Origin of the sequence: Enterococcus avium (genome assembly GCF_002891025.1) — a bacterium.
Taxonomy (GTDB): domain Bacteria; phylum Bacillota; class Bacilli; order Lactobacillales; family Enterococcaceae; genus Enterococcus_A; species Enterococcus_A avium.
In genome coordinates this window covers 452,191-472,493 of record NZ_NBSL01000002.1, presented here as the reverse complement: position 1 = coordinate 472,493, position 20,303 = coordinate 452,191, and the positions used below count along the sequence as shown (strand labels likewise).

Here is a 20,303-nt window from a genome sequence, read left to right as displayed (position 1 = left end):
TTTTTTTATTACTCATGTTATTTGTGTAGCAATTCTTCAAAACACCGGTCCAATCAAATGGAAAAAATGTGATATGTTTGGTAAACTTAATCTGATATGCCTCGTTACGAAAGGATGAACATCAATGACACCGAATCGCGAAGACTACTTAAAATTAATATTGGAATTAGGTGGCGACAAAGAAAAAGTTAGTAATAAAAAAATTGTTGCTGGTTTGTCCATTTCTGGCGCTTCTGTTAGTGAGATGATCAATAAGCTAGTGAAAGAAGGCTTGGTTGAACACTCTCCTTACCAAGGTGTTCAATTAACCCCGATCGGTTTAGAAAAAGCAAGTACACTAGTCCGTAAGCATCGATTATGGGAGGTCTTTTTAGTTGATCATCTTGGTTACTCATGGAATGAAGTCCATGATGAAGCAGAAGTATTAGAGCACGTGACCTCTTCACAACTAGAACAAAAATTGGATCATTATTTAAATCATCCAACATTTTGTCCTCATGGGGGAATGATTCCACAGCAGGATCAAACAGTTCACGAAAAAGATCGTCAAACCTTAGCAAGTTATCCTGAAGGCACCAATGTTCGAATAGCCCGTGTTTTGGATGAAAAGGATCTGCTCGATTATTTGATGGATCTGGGCGTCAAAATCCATGAAGAATACAAGATCACAAATATTGCTGCTTATGAAGGACCAATTACTTTACAAAATGAACAAAAAGAGGTTTCAATTAGTTACAAAGCAGCGTCAACAATTTTTGTTGATTCACTGTAGCTGGTCATTAACTTGTTATTATTAAAACGAACTAGGATGTTAATCCAACTTTTTACAGCACACATCAATCAAGTGAGGATTTCGATTTTACTTCTCACATGAGATACATTGCTTAGTTGGATGGTATTCGTGGAGAGAAAAATAAATTCATTAAAAGAAACTAGGAGTGGAATATATGGAACAGGCAGCATTATTTACCATATTTGGTGGAACTGGCGATTTAGCGAAAAGAAAACTATATCCTTCGCTATTTCGCCTATATAGAAAAGGCAACTTAGCAGAGCATTTTGCTGTAATCGGTACAGCGAGACGACCATGGAGTGATGACCACTACCGCGAGATCGTTCGCGAGACGATCAAGGACATTACACCAACTGAGGAAGAAGCAGAAGAATTTTCAAATCATTTTTACTATCTGTCCCACAACGTCAACGATACTGAACATTACGATCAATTGAAAGAATTGTCTGATCAATTAGATGACAAATATAGTTTAAAAGGAAATCGCATATATTACTTAGCCATGGCACCTCAGTTTTTTGGAACAATCGTCAATCATTTAAAATCACAAGAAATTTTGACGTCCACCGGTTACAATCGTTTAGTAATCGAAAAACCGTTTGGCTTTGATTATGATTCTGCCAATGAGCTGAACAACCAAATCCGAAAAGTTTTTCCAGAACAAGATATTTTCCGAATTGACCACTACCTAGGAAAAGAAATGATCCAAAATATTTCGGTGATCCGCTTTGCCAATAATATCTTTGAATCCCTTTGGAATAATCGCTATATTGAAAACGTACAGATTACATTTTCCGAAGCGCTTGGAGTAGAAGATCGTGGCGGTTACTATGAACACAGCGGTGCGCTAAAAGATATGGTTCAAAATCATATCCTGCAAGTCGTAGCTTTACTAGCAATGGAAGTTCCAACTTCTTTCTCCAATAAATCCATTCGTGAGGAAAAAGTAAAAGTTTTACAAGCAATTCGTCGCTATGATTCAGAAGAAGTATTACAAAATTTTGTTCGCGGACAATATGACGCAGGAATGTTAGATGACAAAAAATTTGTTGCTTACCACGATGAACCAAATGTTTCTGAAGATTCTTTGATGGAAACCTTTGTAGCCGGAAAATTTTTAATTGATAATTTCCGCTGGTCAGGCGTTCCTTTCTATGTTCGAACCGGAAAACGCATGACTGAAAAAGGCACAAGAATAAATATCGTCTTTAAACAAGTCCCCGTCAACGTCTTTAATTTCGAGCAAGAAGAAGCCGGTGGTGGAGAATTACCACAAAATATTTTAACCATTTACATCCAACCAACAGAGGGCTTCTCGTTAACCCTTAATGGAAAGAAAATTGGTCAAGGCTTCAATACTGAACCAGTAAAATTAGACTTCCGCCAAAGTGCTGAAGTCACAGAAAACAGTCCTGAAGCGTATGAAAAACTATTGTTAGATGCCTTAAATGGTGACAGTACCAACTTCTCACATTGGGATGAAGTTGCAAACTCATGGGAGATTGTGGATCGCATACGTAATACGTGGGATCAAACTACACCAGGCTTTCCTAACTATGCAGCCGGTACAATGGGGCCACAGTGTGCCTTCGATCTTTTAGCGAAGAACGGACATGAATGGGCTTGGCAACCCGATCAATGGTACCGTGAACGCGGACAATTAGAATAAATAATTAAAGCTGGGAAATTTTTCTCAGCTTTTTTTGTATAGCTACCTCAAAGACATATGAATAAAAAATCATAAAGATTTGACCTGACTCGAATAATCATCGCAACATTTAATAATCAAAACATTTTGAGAAAAGCTAAAGAACCCGCATCGAACTACTCCGATGCGGGTTCCTTCTATTATAGTCTTTTATTCTAATCCTTCTGCTACTGCTTCTGGATAGTTTTCTTCTACAATTTGGGCACATGAGGCACATAAATGCGGAAGCTTTTCATCTTCTCCAACTGTCGTGCGAACTTGACGGCAACGATCACAAACTTCGCCATCTGCTTTTTCAACTAAAATCGCTACATCATCAAATACCATAGCATTTTCTGGTGCAGTATTCATCGCGATACTGAATGAATCCGGTGATACGATCAACAATTGTGCTAGATCAGCATCTAAAGCTGTCAACATCGTAGCCACTTGTTCATTTGGATAAATGGTTACTTTTGCTTCTAGTGATTTGCCAATCACTTTTTCATTACGAGCTTCTTCTAAAGCTTTCAAGACCTTATCACGGAAATCCATAAAGGCTTTCCATGTATCTAGCAATTCCTCTTGGTTAGGGAACGTTTCATAGCTTGGCAATTCCGCTAACTGTACGTATTCTTCTTCTTCCTTCAAGTACGTCCAGATTTCTTCGGTCGTATGAGGAATAATTGGCGTCAATAACTTCGTCAATGCTACCGCTGCTTGATAGAAGACCGTTTGCATGCAGCGACGTTCATAGCTGTCTTCTGCTTGAATATAAACAACATCTTTTGCAAAATCTAAATAGAATGATGATAGATCAACTGTCAAGAAGTTCACGACTGTCTTGTAGATTTGTGTGAAATCATATTTCTCATAACCTTCTTCACGAATCGTTTTGATTACTTCATTCAAACGAACTAACATGTATTTGTCAACCGAACGTAATTCATCATAAGCAACCGTGTGTGTCGAAGGTTCAAAATCACTGGTATTCGCTAATAAGAAACGCATGGTATTACGAATTTTCCGATAAACTTCTGAAACTTGATTCAAAATATCCATCGATACACGAACGTCTGCTTCATAGTCTACACTGCTAACCCACAGACGTAAGATATCGGCGCCCATTTGGTTAATCACTTTTCCAGGAACAATTGTGTTACCTAATGATTTACTCATCTTACGGCCTTCGCCATCTAGAGTGAAGCCTTGAGAAAGGACTGATTTGTATGGCGCAACGCCATTAATCGCCACACTTGTTGTAATACTTGAATTGAACCAACCGCGATATTGGTCAGAACCTTCCAAATACATGTCAGCCGGGAAGGTCAAATCCTCACGTTGACGTAACACTGCTTCGTGAGAAGACCCTGAGTCAAACCAAACATCCATGATATCTGTCTCTTTAGTAAATTTACCATTCGGTGAGCTTGGATGCGTAAATCCTTCAGGTAATAAATCTTTTGCTTCACGTTCAAACCAAATATTAGAACCATGTTCAGCGAATAATTGCGCCACATGCTCTGTAGTTTCCGGTGTGATAATTGGTTCCCCATCTTCACCATAGAAAATCGGTAGCGGCACACCCCATGCGCGCTGACGAGAGATCACCCAATCACCGCGATCACGAATCATATTATACAGACGAGTTTTCCCCCATGGAATGATCCAATCAACTTTTTCGATTTCGTCTAAGATATCTTGACGGAACTTATCAATTGAGGCAAACCATTGTGGTGTTGCGCGATAAATGATTGGTTTTTTCGTACGCCAATCATGCGGATAGCTATGAGTGAAGAATTCTAACTTCAATAGTGCTCCATTTTTTTCTAACAATTCAGTAACCATTGGATTAACCTTGTCATAATAAACACCTTCAAAACCTGGCGCTTCAGCTGTCATTACTCCACGATCATCGACTGGAGAAATAATGTCATTTCGGTAGTTTTTCCATGCAAAGTAGTCATCTTCCCCGTGACCCGGAGAGGTATGAACCAGTCCAGTACCCGCGTCTAATGTTACATGATCTCCTAGAATAACTAAGGATTCGCGATCATAAAATGGATGCTGTGCTGTCATGTATTCAAGATCTTTTCCAGAAACCTCTTCGAGAACTTTAGGATTTTCCCACTCTAATTCCTCTGCAACTTTCTCTAACAAATCTTTCGCAACAACATATTTACCTCCTGCCGCTTCTACCACAGCGTAAGTGTAGGCAGGGTTAACCGAGATTCCTTGGTTTGCTGGCAAAGTCCACGGTGTTGTTGTCCAAATAATGAATGAGGTATCCGTATCTAATATCCCTTTTCCATCCTTTACTTTAAAAGCAACAAAGATTGAAGGAGATTTGACATCTTTATATTCAATTTCCGCTTCAGCTAATGAAGATTCACTTGAAGGTGACCAATAAATTGGTTTCAACCCTTTATAGATATACCCTTTTTCAGCCATTTTACCAAATACACGAATTTCAGCTGCTTCATAATCAGGTGTCAATGTAATATATGGATGTTCCCAATCTCCAGCAATTCCTAGACGTTTGAAATCTTCGCGCTGCTTATCCACCTGTGACAAAGCGTATTCTTCACATTTTTTGCGGTATTCGGCCATCGACATTTCTTTACGCTTAATCCCTTTGTTTGTTAAAACCTGTTCAATTGGCAAACCATGCGTATCCCAGCCAGGTACATAAGGCGCACGAAAACCTGACATTGATTTGGAACGTACAATGATATCTTTACTAATTTTATTTAACGCATGTCCAATATGAATGTTCCCATTTGCATATGGGGGTCCATCATGTAAAACGAAGGTTGGTTTGCCTTCATTTAGTTTTTGTCGCTTTTCATAAATGTTGTTTTCTTCCCATTCTTTTTCCCACTGTCCTTCACGGTTAGGTAAGTTGCCGCGCATTGGGAATCCGGTTTTTCCTAGTTGAAGAGTTTCTTTTGTCTTCACTATTGATCGTCTCCTTTAAATTATAAAATTGAACATTAGCGATACAGTAACTTAGTTTGTCGCTTTTTTTTACACACGTACCAAAAAAAACTGGTAACCTTTGTTGGAATTCTCTTAATGGATAAATCAACAAAAAAACAAGCTTATCCGCAAAGGGACGAGCTTGTCGTGGTACCACCCAAATTTGAAACCTAAAGTTTCCTCTAATCATCGTTAACGCAATGACACGTCGATTATTACTTTTAATTCGTAACCGAATAATCCAGAGGATCTTTCTAATTAGAGTGTCTGCCGATCTTCCACTATCATCGGCTCGCTAATAAGAATCTAACTAGCTTTTCTGTTCTAGATTTCTATTCTTCGTCTGATTTAATCAATTCAGGAATATCAATTGTCAAGCCCATATCTTCTTGAGGCTCCTCAAGAACAATGGATTCACCTGAGTCTACTGCATTCTCAGTATCGTTGTCAAGTTCATTTGCTAAAACTTCCTTCAATACCTCATGACCATCACCAACATATGAAGACATTGGTTTCAAAACTTCTTCCCAGTCGCCGCTGCGTGCTTGATCGATTTGAGTTTCTAACAATAATAGTAATTGTTGATGGAAGACACGTGTCTTCTTCTTTAAATCATTTGTTTCAGCAGCCAATTGACGAGCTTTGGAAGTAGCATCTGTTAAAATTTCTTTAGCCTTATCTTCTGCAGTCGTTGTTAATAAGTTTGCCTTTTGCATCGCATTAGAAATTAATTCATCCGCACGATTTTGCGCAGAAGTCACAATAACTTCAGATTCTTTACTTGCTGAAGATTTCACTTTATCGGCAGTATCTTGTGCCACGACGATTGATTGGTTCAACGCTTCTTTCAATTCATTGAAATACTCTAGTTTTTCTTCTGAATGTTTCAATGCTTTTTCTAATTCACGATTCTTAGCGATGCTGTCCTCATAGTCGCGAACAATCATATCTAAAAAATCATCGACTTCGTCTTGGTTATATCCACGCATCTTAGTGGAGAAATTTTTGTTTTGAATATCTAATGGAGTTAATGCCATTTTTTTGCTCACCTCATAAAATTTATTTTCGTAAAACGCCTAAGCGCAAACGGAATTTTTCTTTCTTTGTTTTTCCTTCTAAACCTTGGATCTGAATTCGCCCAAACCCACGAACTGAAACGACATCTAATAAATCAAGTAAATAATCTGGACGCTCATTGACCGACCAGTTCACTTTTACTTTACTGGCTTCAACTAATTGCTTTGAACGCTGTCGTGAAATATTATAAACAGTTGAAATAATCGCATCTAATCGCATGGATGTGGCGGTCGTTGTTTCCTCAACCCAACTATCTTTCGGAATAATGATATCCGTATACGGACGTTCCTCTAGATGGACGGTTACACGACCAATTTTAGTTACCTGACCTACGATATAATTAGCCGATTCTTTCGCTAAAAAAATTTGCCAGCGATCACCATCAGAAATAATATCCCCAAAATAATCACGCTTAATTCCAGCATTCATTAATGTTCCTAATATTTTCCCATGTGAAAGTTCAGTAAATTTTTTCGGATAATTAATTTCAATCATCACAAGCTCAAAGTCGTCGGTTTGCGGTTCATAATACTCGGGATAAATCATGCAACGACACCGTTCAGCATGTTCATAGCCGCCATAAAATGAAAATTTCAATTCACTATTTTCGCGAATTAACGTCTCCAAGATATAGGCTTGCCGAGGATCTAAAAAATTCGTCAGATAAGGAGCGTATTGGCTTTCAACTTGTTCTAGCCAATCGCCAACACTGTCAACAAATGGATGCTCTTCAGGTCTAAAATGTTGATAGACATTTGCATTCATATTGCCACCTCCTTAGTAGATAATACTATACAAAATTCTTTGTAGAACCTCCATCGCAATATTTAATGCTAAAATCGCTGCCATTACAGAAAAATCGATTCCGCCAAATTGCAAAGGCAAACGTCGAAATAAATCAAGAAACGGTTCACAAATTCGACCTAATAGTTGACCAAATTTAGACTGGTAAGCACCAGGAAACCATGACATTAATGCATAAACGACTAAAAGAATCGTATAAAGATAAACTAGTCGATTTAAATAATAAAAAAGTGTAATAAGTAGATTCAACTATGCGGCTCCTTTACATTTCTAATCCGTAAATATCTTCATCAACCATGGAGCTCAACGTAGAGTTGGTAATTTCAACATTTGTTGGCGTACATAAAAACATTTCATTTCCAACACGTTTAATATCACCATCAATCATAAAGACTGCACCAGTTAGAAAATCGACCACACGACGCGCTCTCATTTCATCCAAAGATTGAAAATTAATTAAGACTACCTCACCTTGACCTACTCGTTTAGCTATTGTCATTGCTTCATTATAGGCCCTTGGTTCTACTACTGAAATACGGTCCTTTCTTTTTTCTTCTGTTCTTGGTGTAAGTCGTTGCGCTCGATTATTATTGTTAGGCATAGACACGACTTTTTCGCTTTTCTTCGCCATGCTTTCTGCCCTTTTTGCCACAGTTTCAGCTCTGCGATTTGTCTGAGGTTCTGCGACTGGTTGGCTGACCCGTTCCTGCTGTATTCTTTCTTTTTGACGTTCCGGAGAACGTTCCTGCTTTTGATACGTAGGACGTGTTGCCACGCGTTCTTTCTTCAAAGGTGCGCTTACTGGGCGGCTAACCTGCTTCTTTGGAGCAGGTGTCGCTGCTTCTTCATACATATCGTCATCTGCTAAACCAAAAAAATCAGTGATCTTTGCTAGACTAATTCCCATTAACTTTACCTAACCTTTCTTAAATAGTGCCGTTCCGATTCGAACAAAAGTAGCACCTTCTTCAATTGCCGTTTTGAAGTCTTGGCTCATTCCCATGCTCAATTCTGTGCATGGCGCATATTGCAAGTCTTGTTCCTTCACACTTTCTTGAAGCTGTTTCAAAGTAGAAAAAACATTCCGAATCTCTAACTCAGTTGCCTCATATGGCGCCATAGTCATTAATCCGATCACCTGAATTTTCTCTAATCCCTCTAATTCTTTAATAAAGGATTGAAGGTCACTCGGCCTAATACCATGCTTTGATTCTTCTCCGGAAACATTTACTTCAATAAAACATTTTATTTGATGTTCAGCACGCTTTTGTATTTCTTGTGCCAACCGTAAACTGTCTAACGCATGAAAGTAATCAATTTCATTTATAATCAATTTTACCTTGCGACGCTGTAAATTACCAATGAGATGCCATTTGATCTGCTGATAGTTTGAAAGACTTCGCTTTTTATCCAGCAATTTATCTACTCGATTTTCTGCTAAATCCGTCACACCTAGTTCAACGAGTTCGTTTGCGGTCATGGAGTCGACACTCTTTGTCACCGCAACCATAGTAATTTCCTCTGGGTTACGTGAAGCAAGAGCACACGACTCCTGAATCTCTTGCTCGATTCTATGCAAGTTTTCAGCGATCATGTGCTCTCCCCCTTTTATTTTCTACGGCGAAAGAATGGTGGTGTATCTAGTTCTTCGTCTTTTTCAGGTTTTACTTCTTCACGATTGAATGTTTCGAATTCTTTCTTTTCGATGTTATCAAATTGTGTATCTTCAACTTTAGGACGGATATTTTCTTCCTTGCGGATATCCCATTCACCAAAAGCAGACTGACCATCGTTGCTTCTTGCAGGTTCAATATCTAAATTTTGTTTTTGTGGAACTGATTGGATTTGACTAGCACGTTGTGTATTACGTGTAGCCTTACGCTCCTTTTTTGTTGGATCGATTCCTGTCGCAATTACTGTAACGCGGATTTCATCGCCTAATTCTTCGCTAATTGATGTACCTAAGATAATATTAACATCCCCTGTTGCTGCGCTTGCAACAATGTCAGAAGCATCTTGTGCTTCAAATAAAGTCATATCTAATCCACCAGTGATGTTTAATAGAACTTGTTCTGCACCATCAATAGATGTTTCTAGCAATGGAGAGGAAATCGCTTTTTTCGTTGCTTCAACGACACGATCTTCGCCACTTGCAACGCCGATTCCCATTAAAGCAGTCCCTTGATTTGCCATTACAGTTTTCACATCAGCAAAGTCCAAGTTCACGTAACCAGGTGCTGTGATTAAATCTGAGATACCTTGAACACCTTGACGCAAAACGTTATCTGCTTCACGGAATGCTTCAAGCATTGGCGTTTTCTTGTCAACTACTTCTAGCAGGCGATTGTTTGAGATGATCAATAAAGTATCAACATTTTCCTTTAATGCTGAAATCCCTTCTGCTGCGAAACGTCCGCGTTTTGGTCCTTCAAAGCTGAATGGACGTGTAACGACACCGACAGTTAAAGCACCGAGATCTTTTGCAATCTTCGCCACAATCGGAGCAGCCCCAGTACCAGTACCTCCGCCCATTCCAGCTGTGATGAAAACCATATCTGCACCTTCTAATGCGTCACGAATAGCTTGTTCGCTTTCTTCAGCTGATTTTTGACCAACTTCTGGTTGCGAACCTGCACCCAAACCACGAGTATATTTAGGGCCTAATTGAATAACTGTTTCTGCTTTTGAGTTTTTGAGTGCTTGAACATCAGTGTTTGATGCGATGAATTCAACGCCTTTAACGTTTTCCTCGATCATACGGTTGATAGCATTGCCACCGCCACCGCCAACACCGATAACTTTAATAACAGCACCTTCGTTAATATTGTTATCTATTGAGAATTCCATGTTTTCTATTCCTCCTACAAATTAATCAAAAATATTAGAGAAGAAGTCTTTAATCTTCCCGGTTACTTTTTCTTCATTTTTTGGCTTTGTTTCTTCTTCATAATCATTTGATGCTTCGTAATCGTCATACACAGGTGCTGTTGAAACAGCGTTGGTTTGTGGTGAAGCAGATAGTGAAACTTTTTCACCTGTAACCGCTGATTTTGCCAAATGATAGACATCACTCAATTCAGCTGAATAATTGACGATACTGATGACATTTGTAAAGACTGGATTTCTCAAGCCCATTTGATTCGGTACATGCAATTTAACTGTGGTTCCAAAAATGTCTTCCGCTAAATCAACCACACCTGGTAAACTTGCTGCGCCACCGGTCAGGACAACACCACCTGGTAAATCAAGTGCTTCGATTTCATCTAAAGCATCTTTGGCTTTACGGAATATTTGTTCCAACCGTGCTTCGATAATTTCAGCCAGATATCGTTCATCAACTTTAACTGGATCTGTTTTTCCAATGACATCAACTGGAAAATCTTCGTCAGCAGATGTCCGGCTTGGATAAGCGTCTCCATAATTGATCTTCAACGCCTCAGCATTATTAAAAGAAGTATTTAAAACGATGGAGATATCCTTTGTAACAAATTCCCCACCTTCTTGATCCACATGTGTGAATTTCAACTGTTTATCATGCATAACTGCCGTCGTTGTTTGTCCACCACCCATATCAATCACAATCGTGCCAAAATCCTTTTCACCATCAGATAAAATAGATTCTGTTAAAGCTAAGGATGTAATTACTGTTTCAGCAACCGATAATCCTGCTTTTTCAACACATTTTGTAATATTATGGATGATCGTTTTTGGACCAGTAAATACTAATCCAAACATTTCAAGACGAACACCGATCATGCCTCGCGGATCTTTGATACCTTCAAATCCGTCGACGGTAAATTCTTGAGGCAGCAGCGCAACGATTTGTCTTTCAGGAGGAACTGAACGAACCATTGCTGCTGAAGCGACATTACGAACATCTTCATCCATAATCTCTTTTGACTCATTATTAACAGCAATCATACCTTGACAAGGTTCGACTTCTAACAAGTTAGCAGGTAGTCCAACGCTGACACTTTTAATCTGAATCCCAGCTTTTTCCTCGGCCTGTTTTACTGCTCGCTGAATCGCCTGTACTGTCTTATCGATATCTACGATAATCCCACGGTTGATTCCTTCTGATTTTGCGTTTCCAACACCAATGATATTCATTTGGCTATCGATGTACTCGGCAACAACAACTTTGATCGATGTTGTCCCGATATCAAGGCCTACATACATTCCTGCTTTTGCCATGAATGGGATTCCCTCCTATTTTCAAATAAATGCTTTATTCAGATGTAATATTTTAACTTACTGTTAAGCATGAAATATAATTTTTCGCAAGTAATTCACTGCCTTCAATTTTAACACATTTTGCCTAGAATGAAAAAGAAGATTCAACATTTTCTTGTAATAAATTTAATCATTTACAACAGCGGTTCCAGATTGATCTGTTGAGTTTTGTGTTGCATCCTCAGTAGTTGAATTTTCAGTATACGGATAGCTGTAAATTCCTGCTTCCATATCTACGATCCCCTTAATTCCTTTGTCACTCATTTCTTTCGCAATTTGAGGATAATACTTCATTTTACTGGCTAAATCGTTAATGCTGACTAAGACCTTGTTCCCATCATTCATGAAAATTTCCAATAATTCCTTGTTTTCATTTGTTGGGGAATATTTAATCTGGGATATGCCTTGTTTAACCTCTTCAGATAATTTTTTATAGCCTTCAAGTACTTTTAGAATTCTTTTTGATCCGGTGAAGCTTTCTAGAATTGGCAGGTCACCATCGCTTTTTTCTACTTCAATCGGAATAATTTTACCATTTGAAATGACAGGAGAATACTTTCCATCATTTTCTAAGTATGCGACTTCAGGATATTCTTTCACATCTACCACAAAATGATTGATCCCATCTAGGTGAACTTCTGCATTTTCAATTTGCAATTCTTGCTTTTTCAGATTTTTCACGTTATCTTTACGATCAAAATATTGACTCCAAAGATTGTCACCCACGCTAAAATTCAGTTCTTTTTCGATTATCTCTGTTGAAATCTTCTCATTACCTTTTATACTTACACCGCCTAACTTAGCTAGTGGTGATATGTAATACAATAATAATAAGGCTGGAATTGAAAATAACCCGATTAAAATCAAGGATCTCTTTACGAGCCGTCGATTGCGCTCATGTTTGATATTAGGTAATCGTTCTAAAAATGATCCATTTTTAGGCCCGCTTGGTGCATCCTCCATCTCAGGCTCTTCAATTTCAGATTCTAAAGGTATTGTATCTTTTTGTTCAGGCTCTTCTAATTTTTCTTCGGCAAGTCCATCAGTGTTAGAAAGTTCGTTTGTCTCTTCAGCAGTTGCTGCCTGATCAACAGTTTCACCCTTTTCCAGCGCTTTTTGTTTCAAATATTCCATATTCGCTAACTGCCATGGGGTCAAATTCTCTTGCTTTGTTTTTTCTACTTGCTGATTTTCTTTGCCTTCCTCCGGAAACTCTTCACGACTAATGGTCCTCACCTCCAAAAAACTATTTTACAATCTCGTTAACTAATGACCACAATCGCTCTGCTGCATCTGGGATACCTTCTTGACGTGAAGCTTTCGCCATCATTGCCTTTTTTTCTGGATCACCCATGATTTCATCCACTGCTTCTACTAATTTTTCCCCAGTTAAATCAGCATCCGTAATCATTTTGACAGCCCCAGCATTGACCAAACTCTGTGCATTTTTCGTTTGATGGTCATTTGTGACGTATGGGCTTGGAATGAGAATAGCTGGCAAACCTAAAGCTGTAAGCTCTGCGATTGAAGTTGCGCCTGCACGTCCAATTAATAAATCAACATTTGCCATAACATCTGTCATATTTTTGATGTACGGCTGAAGCGATAGGTTATGATTGATTTTTTCGATATCAAATTTTTCTGCTATCTCATTATAATAACGATCACCAGAAGCGTACAGCACTTGATATTCTTTCTGTGAAAATTTAGGTAGTGCTTGAATGACCGCCTGATTTATTTTGAGTGCCCCTTGGCTTCCGCCAAAAATTAGGACAGTTGGAATGTCTGGCAACAGACCATATTGTTCTAATACTTCTGACTTTCCACTGGTCACCACTTCTTGGGCTCGCGGATTTCCAACTAAGACAGTTTTATTCTCTGGAAAATATTGTGCAGCATCTGGAAAACTAATCCCAACTCGATCAGCGAAGCGGCTAAGAAATTTATTTGTAATCCCTGGAACGCTATTTTGTTCGTGAACGATTGTAGGAATTTTCATACGTGCTGCTGCATAAACGACTGAACCAGAAACATAGCCACCTGTACCAATCACTACATCTGGTTTAAACTCTCGTAAGATCTCCTTCGAGCGTTTGATACTTTCAACAAATAATTGGACTGTTTTGATATTATCAAGCGAAAGTTTCCGCTTAAAGCCTTGAATTTTGATTGTTTTAAAAGAAATGCCTGTCTCAGGCACGATCTTATTTTCCAACCCTCGATGCGTTCCTACATATAGAAATTCTGAATCAGGTTGAATTTTTTGTACGTAACGGATAAATGCTAAGGCTGGATAGATATGTCCGCCCGTGCCGCCGCCTGTAACAAGTATTCTCATTTCATTTCCCTACTTTTCTAATTGCTTAACAGCTTGCATAAATTTGTCTCCGCGAATTTCAAAACTAGGATATTGATCCCAGCTTGCATTTGCAGGAGATAACAAGATACTATCTCCAACTTCACTTTGTTCATAGGCTAAAGGAACAGCCGTTTCAACATTTGAAGTCATAATAATCGTCCTAATTCCTGCTCGTTCAGCCGTCTCAGCCAATTTATCTTTCGTTTCACCAAATAGAATAATCGCTTTGACTCCCTCCAGAGATGGAATCAGTTCATCAAATCCATTTCCACGATCTAATCCACCAGCCAGCAGAATCAACTGTTCATTATTAAATCCGCTTAACGCCATTTCTGTCGCTAAGCTGTTAGTCGCTTTAGAGTCATTGTAAAATTTACGACCATTGATTGTGGCAACGTATTGTGTACGATGAGGTACTCCATGGAAATTACTCAATGCAGTACGAATCCCATTATTGGAGACTCCTTTTAACTTCGCCACCGCAATCGCCGCCAAGGCATTCTCAATATTATGCGCACCAGGTACTCCTAGTTCAGAAGCATCCATGATTTTCTCTTCCTTGTAATATAGACCGCCATGAAGAAAATAAGCACCATTTTCAATTTTTTCTTTCGTTGAAAAAGGAACAACTTGAGCCTTCGTTTGCTTGCTCATTTTTTGTAACTCTTCTGAATTCCAGTTTAAAACTAAATAATCATCTGCTGTCATGTTTTCTTGAATTGACCACTTCGCGGCTACATAATTTTCACGTGTTTTGTGATAATCTAGATGGGCTTCATAAATATTGGTAATGACCGCAATCTGTGGCTTAAATGCTTCAATTCCCATCAATTGAAAACTAGACAATTCCATAACTATATCATCTTCAGCTGTTGCTTTAGCAGCCACTTCACTGCCGGGGAAACCAATATTACCAGCAAGATGGGCCTTTCCAGCAGTACGTTCTTGATTCAACAATAGACCGATCATGGTGGTGGTGGTCGTCTTGCCATTCGTACCAGTGATACCAACGATTGGACATTCAGCGACTTGATAAGCCAACTCCACTTCGGTCAAGATTGGAATATGCAGTTTCTCCGCTTTGGCCACTAACGGATTATCATATGGGATACCAGGATTTTTCACCATTAAAGAAAAATCTTCATCTAGCAATTCTATCGGATGATGCCCAGTAATCACCCGTACACCTTGTTCCAGTAAGCCCTGAGCCTCTGGATTTTCTTCAAAGGGTTTTCCGTCGTTGACCGTAACAAGTGCGCCCAAGTCATTCAACAACTTGGCCGCACTAAATCCACTCTTCGCTAATCCTAAGACTAATACTTTTTCGTTTTGATATTGTTTGATTTGTTTCATTTCTAGTCATCTCCTACAGTACGATCAATAACACAATGATGGATGCAATGAGCCCGATAGCCCAGAACACCGTGTCTACTTTCCACTCTGACCAGCCAGACATCTCAAAATGGTGATGTAATGGCGACATTTTAAAAACACGCTTACCTGTCATTTTAAAGGAAGTAACCTGAATAATCACGCTTGCTGTTTCAAAAATATATACCAAACCAATTAGTAACAATGTCCACTCTTGATGTAAGATAATCGACACGGCCGCCAACAGCCCACCTAAAGCTAGCGATCCAACATCACCCATGAAAATTTTTGCTGGTTTTTTATTGTAAGGAAAGAAGCCTACAAGTCCGCCCATCACAGTAAGACAAACAATTAAAACTTCATACTGTTGTTGTTTCCAAGCAATAATCCCATATGTAGCAAATGAAATTGTTCCTAAACCAGATACCAACCCATCAATTCCATCTGTTAGATTTACCGCATTTGAAAAACCTACCAACCAAAAAATCACAAACAAGCCATAAATAATACTTAGCGGCAACTCAATGCCGAAGAAATTCAAAGTATTGGGATAGCCTTCCATTCGATAGATTACATAAAAAACAATCGCGACAACCACTTGAGCAATGAATTTTTGCCTTGATGTCAACCCTTCATTTTGCTTTTTCGCCAGCTTAATGAAATCATCTAAAAATCCGATAATTCCATATAGTAATAAAACAAATACTAAAATTAATAGCGAAGTCGTCATTTTATCTGTCCATAGACTATACCAAATTGATGTGATTACAGCAGCAGCTAAAAAGCCAAGACCACCCATCGTTGGGGTACCAGCTTTTGAATTATGCCACTTCGGGCCTTCATCACGAATTTCCTGTCCTTGTTTCTTCATTCTAAAGTAGCCAATTATAAAAGGCATGCCTGCCACAGTAATCGCAAAACTACTGGCAAAAGCAATAAATAGTTGTGCCGGTTGCATGTTATTCTCTCCAGTCCTAACCTAACGTAATTTTCAGTTTCTTTTTCGAGACCTCTGCATAAGGAGCAATACTTTGCTTCGTACAGTACCCATCTCCTTTTTTGAAGCTGACATCAATATCTAACAGATTTGTTAGTTTTAAGATATCTGCTTTGGACCATCCACGGACATCCGGCATCTCTTTTTTACCATTAGTTAGTAAAATAAGATGCTCGTTCGCCATAACTTTCTCTCCTGGCTTCGCAGACTGTTCGATGACTTTATCTCCATCACCAATCACAACAGCTGTTAATCCACGTTTATTTGCATCTGCTGCTGCTTTGGATGTTGAAAGATTGCGGTAATCTTCTACCGTAACCTTCGTATTGCTTTCTTCCTCAGAAGAATCTGTTTCGGTATTTTGAAATTCCATTACACGACTTAATAGTGGATTCGCAATTTCACCCAAAATGCCTTCTTGTTTTTCTTGTGGTTGTTTCATGGTTAAATACAAAATATATTCAGGATCTTCTGAAGGAATCATCAACGCAATAGAATAGATATAATTTGTATCTCCCGTTAAGTATCTTCCATTCTCTGCAATTTGAGCTGTACCTGTTTTAGCAGAAATATGGTATCCAGGCACTTTATATTGATCGTATGCCGAACCGTAGTTTTCACTTTCAACAGTATCACGCATATATTCACGAACCTTTTGAGCAGTTTCTGCTGTGATTGGCTCTCCTACAACTTCAGGTTTCGTAATAATCTCTTTCCCTGTATCAGGATTGGAGACTTTTTCAATATAGTGAGGTTGCAGCATTTTTCCATCATTTGCTACAGCAGTAAAGCCGCGCATCATTTGGAAATTGGTTACGCCAATGGCTTGTCCGTATGAACTCATTGCTTGGTCAACGATATTGCTCGTTGGCAATGTTCCTTTAGTTTCGCCTGGCAACCCAGAATAAGTACTTTGACCAAAACCAAAGCGTTTCACATATTCAGGCCAACGGTCTCCTAGCCGCTCTTCCAATTTGACCATTCCGACATTACTTGACCAAGAAAGTGCCTGACGCATCGTTAATATTCCTTTTTTACCTAAGTCCCAGTCATTAATAGTTGCGTCAGCCACTTGGATCTTTCCTGAAACGTAACTTTCATTTTCATTAAAGATACCTTCATTGACTGCAGCTGAAGTAGTGAAAACCTTCATAGTTGACCCTGGTTCATAGCTATCTTCCACTAGGAAATTTCGCCATGCATCTTCTTCTCCCAAACCTTCTTTGGTCTCAGGATTAAAGGTTGGACGCTGAGACATCGCTAGGATATCTCCTGTTTTTGCCTGCATCAACATGGCAGTCATCTCAGTAGGTTTCGCTTCTGAGCTTACCTTATCCATTAATGTCTCTAAATAACTTTGCAACCCCGCATCTAATGTAGTATAAATGTCTTCTCCATTGACTGCCTTTTTTTCTTCCGCAATACTTCCTGGAATTGGTCGTTGATTTTCATCTTTTTGATAAACTACTTTTCCATCTTTTCCTTTTAAGACATCATCATAAGCCGCTTCAACACCCATCATGCCAACTAGTGATTCTTTTTTATCAGGTTGCGCATATCCAATAAAATGAGAAGCAAAATTTCCGTTTGGATACATCCGATCAGTATGTTCTGTAAAATAAAGTCCTTTGACCTTATCCTTTTTCATCGCATCCTCGATGTTTTGTTTCGTTTCTTCGGAAATATTTTTACCTTTATTACCAAATTCGACTTGATAATACTTACTAGTGCCATCACTGTTAAGTCCACTTTTCAGCGTCTTTAAGGCTGATTTTTCCTTGATTCCTAAATACTTGTTTAATATAGAAGCTAAATCATCAAAGTTCTTTTCTTGGGCATAAAGTTTCTCATTTCCGTTTACATAGCTCTCTGAAAGAATCGCGTAAATCGAGTAAGATGTCGCATCTTCGGCAATTACCTCACCATTGCGATCAAAGATTGTGCCACGTTTGGCTTTTACTACCTCACCACCATGATATAATTCTTCAGTTTTAACCTTTAAAGAGGTTCCAGCTACGTGACCACCTGCTACTACATAGATCATGCGAACGGCAAATAAAAAGAACAATCCAATACTCGTAGCAAACAAAATAACGCCTACTTTTTTGCGATTGTTCATCGGAGTCAAATTCTTTTTTCGGATTTTTCTTTTTAGCCTTTTAAAGCTCATTTACTTCACTTTCCTTAAATTGTCGTCATTGATTGAAAGTCCAGCTTTTTCAGCAATTTCTTTCAGACGATCAGAACGAGACAATTCGCTCTTTTCTTGCTGCAATTGTGTCGCTGTTTTTTCTTTTGCATCAATGTCAGTTTGAATACTTGTAATTTCATTTTGTGTTTTGCTGATTTCATTACGATAATTGACCATCACAACCGATAAGCCAATCAACATCACTAAGAAGGCTAACACGGCGAATTTTTCTACCCGCGTAATTTTTTTTAAACGATCACCAGGAGAAACGAAGACTTTAAAAGAATCTGGCGTTTGATGAATTTCTTCTTGCTGAGAATCAAATTGAAACGGTTGGTTATTTTTTAATTCTGCCATAATTCCTATCCTTTCTTCATTTTCTCAGCGATTCGCAATTTTGCACTTCTCGCGCGATTATTATCCTGCAATTCCTCTTCAGAAGGAATAATGGGTTTTCTATTTACTAATTTCAAAATCGGTTGAAAATCCTCTGGTACCATAGGTAAACCAGGAGGCATATCCTTTGGCGCACTGAATTCTTTAAATATTGTTTTTACGATCCGATCTTCTAACGAGTGAAATGTGATGACACTCACTCTTCCACCAATTGCTAGCATGTCGATCGCCTGCTCTAAGGAACTTTCAATCGCTCCTAATTCATCATTCACAGCAATGCGAATGGCTTGGAAGACACGCTTAGCAGGATGCCCGCCCTTTCGACGTGCTGGAGCTGGAATAGCCTCCTTAATCAAATCTACTAATTCACCAGTAGTTTCAATTGGCTTAACCTCGCGCCTACGCTCAATCAAACGAGCAATCTGTTTGGAGAATTTCTCCTCGCCATAGCGGAAGAAAATTTTTACTAATTCATGGTAAGAATATTCATTTACAACTTGATAAGCACTTAATGGTGCATCTTGATCCATTCGCATATCTAATGGTGCATCTTGGTGGTAACTAAATCCACGTTCCGCCTCATCCAATTGAGGTGAAGAAACTCCTAGATCGTATAAAATCCCATCAACTTCTGTCACACCAAAGCGCTTCAGTTCAGCTGTAAGTTCTCTAAAGTTAGCTTTGACAAAGGTCACTTGTTTTTTTGCGACATATTCAGCTAAACGAATTTTCGCGTTTTCAATTGCCTTTTGATCTTGATCAAAAGCATAAAGATGTCCATCATTGTTTAACTGCCTCAGTAAATACTCACTGTGCCCAGCCCCACCTAATGTACAATCAACATAAACACCGTCTGGTTTGATTGCTAAACCATCAACTGTCTCATGAAGTAAAACGGTTGTATGTTGAAAGTCTGTCATTGATAATCCTCTTCTCTAAAATCCAAAATCGACCATTGTTTCTGCAATGTCATCAAAACTATCTTCAGTTTCTTTTGTAAATTCATTCCAGCGTGCTTGATCCCATATTTCGATCCGATTGGCAACGCCAATGATCACGCATTCTTTCTCAAGTGAGGCATGATTACGTAAAGACACGGGGATATTGATCCGTCCTTGCTTGTCAATCTCACACTCAGTTGCTGCGGAGTAAAAGAAACGTACAAATGCACGCGCATCTTTCTTAGAAAGTGGCATCTCATTCAATTTAGTCTCTAATTGGTTCCATTCGGGTAATGTGTATCCAAACAAGCAGCCATCCATACCACGGGTGACTACAAATTTCTCGCCTAATTGTTCACGTAATTTTGATGGCACGATCAAACGACCTTTCGCATCAATATTATGTTGAAATTCGCCCATGAACATCTAGACTCCACCCCTTTTTACCACCGCATGAGATTAGTCTACCACAATC

The 20,303-nt window shown here is 38.8% G+C and carries 18 protein-coding genes and 1 other annotated feature; of the genes, 2 read left to right on the top strand and 16 right to left on the bottom strand.

The window, feature by feature from the left end; all coding sequences use genetic code 11:
• Positions 1-124 precede the first annotated feature (124 nt).
• A complete protein-coding gene (locus AUF14_RS02425; RefSeq protein ID WP_016180563.1) occupies positions 125-772 on the top strand; it encodes a metal-dependent transcriptional regulator in 648 nt (215 codons plus the stop codon).
• Positions 773-947: 175 nt separating this feature from the next.
• The gene (zwf, locus tag AUF14_RS02420) at positions 948-2,462 is read left to right on the top strand and encodes a glucose-6-phosphate dehydrogenase (RefSeq protein ID WP_049219833.1); all 1,515 of its coding nucleotides are present in this window, start codon (positions 948-950) and stop codon (positions 2,460-2,462) included.
• Positions 2,463-2,651: 189 nt separating this feature from the next.
• On the opposite strand, the gene ileS is transcribed toward zwf, so the two are convergent.
• The 16 genes from ileS to mraZ form a co-directional block, all read right to left on the bottom strand.
• Complete coding sequence (gene ileS, locus AUF14_RS02415) at positions 2,652-5,438, bottom strand: isoleucine--tRNA ligase (protein ID WP_016180561.1); 2,787 nt, start codon at positions 5,436-5,438, stop codon at positions 2,652-2,654.
• A 150-nt stretch (positions 5,439-5,588) separates the two neighbouring features.
• Positions 5,589-5,796, bottom strand: a binding site (T-box leader).
• The gene (locus AUF14_RS02410; RefSeq protein WP_016180560.1) at positions 5,792-6,496 is read right to left on the bottom strand and encodes a DivIVA domain-containing protein; all 705 of its coding nucleotides are present in this window, start codon (positions 6,494-6,496) and stop codon (positions 5,792-5,794) included. (Overlaps the previous feature by 5 nt.)
• A gap of 22 nt (positions 6,497-6,518) precedes the next feature.
• On the bottom strand, positions 6,519-7,301 hold the full coding sequence (locus AUF14_RS02405; protein ID WP_016180559.1) for a YlmH family RNA-binding protein: 783 nt from the start codon (positions 7,299-7,301) through the stop codon (positions 6,519-6,521).
• A gap of 12 nt (positions 7,302-7,313) precedes the next feature.
• Positions 7,314-7,589 carry a YggT family protein gene (locus tag AUF14_RS02400; protein ID WP_016180558.1) on the bottom strand — a complete coding sequence of 92 codons (276 nt, stop codon included), beginning with the start codon at positions 7,587-7,589 and terminating at the stop codon, positions 7,314-7,316.
• 13 nt (positions 7,590-7,602) lie between these two features.
• Entirely contained in the window at positions 7,603-8,247 is a 645-nt protein-coding gene (locus AUF14_RS02395) for a cell division protein SepF (protein WP_016180557.1), read from the bottom strand.
• A 9-nt stretch (positions 8,248-8,256) separates the two neighbouring features.
• A complete protein-coding gene (locus AUF14_RS02390) occupies positions 8,257-8,934 on the bottom strand; it encodes a YggS family pyridoxal phosphate-dependent enzyme (protein WP_016180556.1) in 678 nt (225 codons plus the stop codon).
• Between the two features lie 14 nt (positions 8,935-8,948).
• Positions 8,949-10,187 (bottom strand): cell division protein FtsZ, encoded by a 1,239-nt coding sequence (gene ftsZ / locus AUF14_RS02385; RefSeq protein ID WP_016180555.1) that lies wholly within the window; start codon positions 10,185-10,187, stop codon positions 8,949-8,951.
• 21 nt (positions 10,188-10,208) lie between these two features.
• The gene (gene ftsA / locus AUF14_RS02380; RefSeq protein ID WP_016180554.1) at positions 10,209-11,534 is read right to left on the bottom strand and encodes a cell division protein FtsA; all 1,326 of its coding nucleotides are present in this window, start codon (positions 11,532-11,534) and stop codon (positions 10,209-10,211) included.
• Positions 11,535-11,699: 165 nt separating this feature from the next.
• The gene (locus tag AUF14_RS02375) at positions 11,700-12,809 is read right to left on the bottom strand and encodes a cell division protein FtsQ/DivIB (RefSeq protein ID WP_016180553.1); all 1,110 of its coding nucleotides are present in this window, start codon (positions 12,807-12,809) and stop codon (positions 11,700-11,702) included.
• A 10-nt stretch (positions 12,810-12,819) separates the two neighbouring features.
• On the bottom strand, positions 12,820-13,911 hold the full coding sequence (gene murG / locus AUF14_RS02370) for an undecaprenyldiphospho-muramoylpentapeptide beta-N-acetylglucosaminyltransferase (protein WP_016180552.1): 1,092 nt from the start codon (positions 13,909-13,911) through the stop codon (positions 12,820-12,822).
• A 9-nt stretch (positions 13,912-13,920) separates the two neighbouring features.
• Positions 13,921-15,285 carry a UDP-N-acetylmuramoyl-L-alanine--D-glutamate ligase gene (gene murD, locus AUF14_RS02365; RefSeq protein ID WP_016180551.1) on the bottom strand — a complete coding sequence of 455 codons (1,365 nt, stop codon included), beginning with the start codon at positions 15,283-15,285 and terminating at the stop codon, positions 13,921-13,923.
• A 13-nt stretch (positions 15,286-15,298) separates the two neighbouring features.
• Complete coding sequence (gene mraY, locus AUF14_RS02360; protein WP_016180550.1) at positions 15,299-16,261, bottom strand: phospho-N-acetylmuramoyl-pentapeptide-transferase; 963 nt, start codon at positions 16,259-16,261, stop codon at positions 15,299-15,301.
• Positions 16,262-16,277: 16 nt separating this feature from the next.
• Positions 16,278-18,470: a penicillin-binding transpeptidase domain-containing protein gene (locus AUF14_RS02355; protein WP_016180549.1), complete on the bottom strand. Its 2,193-nt coding sequence runs from the start codon at positions 18,468-18,470 to the stop codon at positions 16,278-16,280.
• Complete coding sequence (gene ftsL, locus AUF14_RS02350) at positions 18,471-18,848, bottom strand: cell division protein FtsL (protein WP_016180548.1); 378 nt, start codon at positions 18,846-18,848, stop codon at positions 18,471-18,473.
• A gap of 5 nt (positions 18,849-18,853) precedes the next feature.
• Positions 18,854-19,807: a 16S rRNA (cytosine(1402)-N(4))-methyltransferase RsmH gene (rsmH, locus tag AUF14_RS02345; RefSeq protein WP_016180547.1), complete on the bottom strand. Its 954-nt coding sequence runs from the start codon at positions 19,805-19,807 to the stop codon at positions 18,854-18,856.
• Between the two features lie 15 nt (positions 19,808-19,822).
• The gene (gene mraZ, locus AUF14_RS02340) at positions 19,823-20,254 is read right to left on the bottom strand and encodes a division/cell wall cluster transcriptional repressor MraZ (protein WP_016180546.1); all 432 of its coding nucleotides are present in this window, start codon (positions 20,252-20,254) and stop codon (positions 19,823-19,825) included.
• Positions 20,255-20,303: the final 49 nt, after the last annotated feature.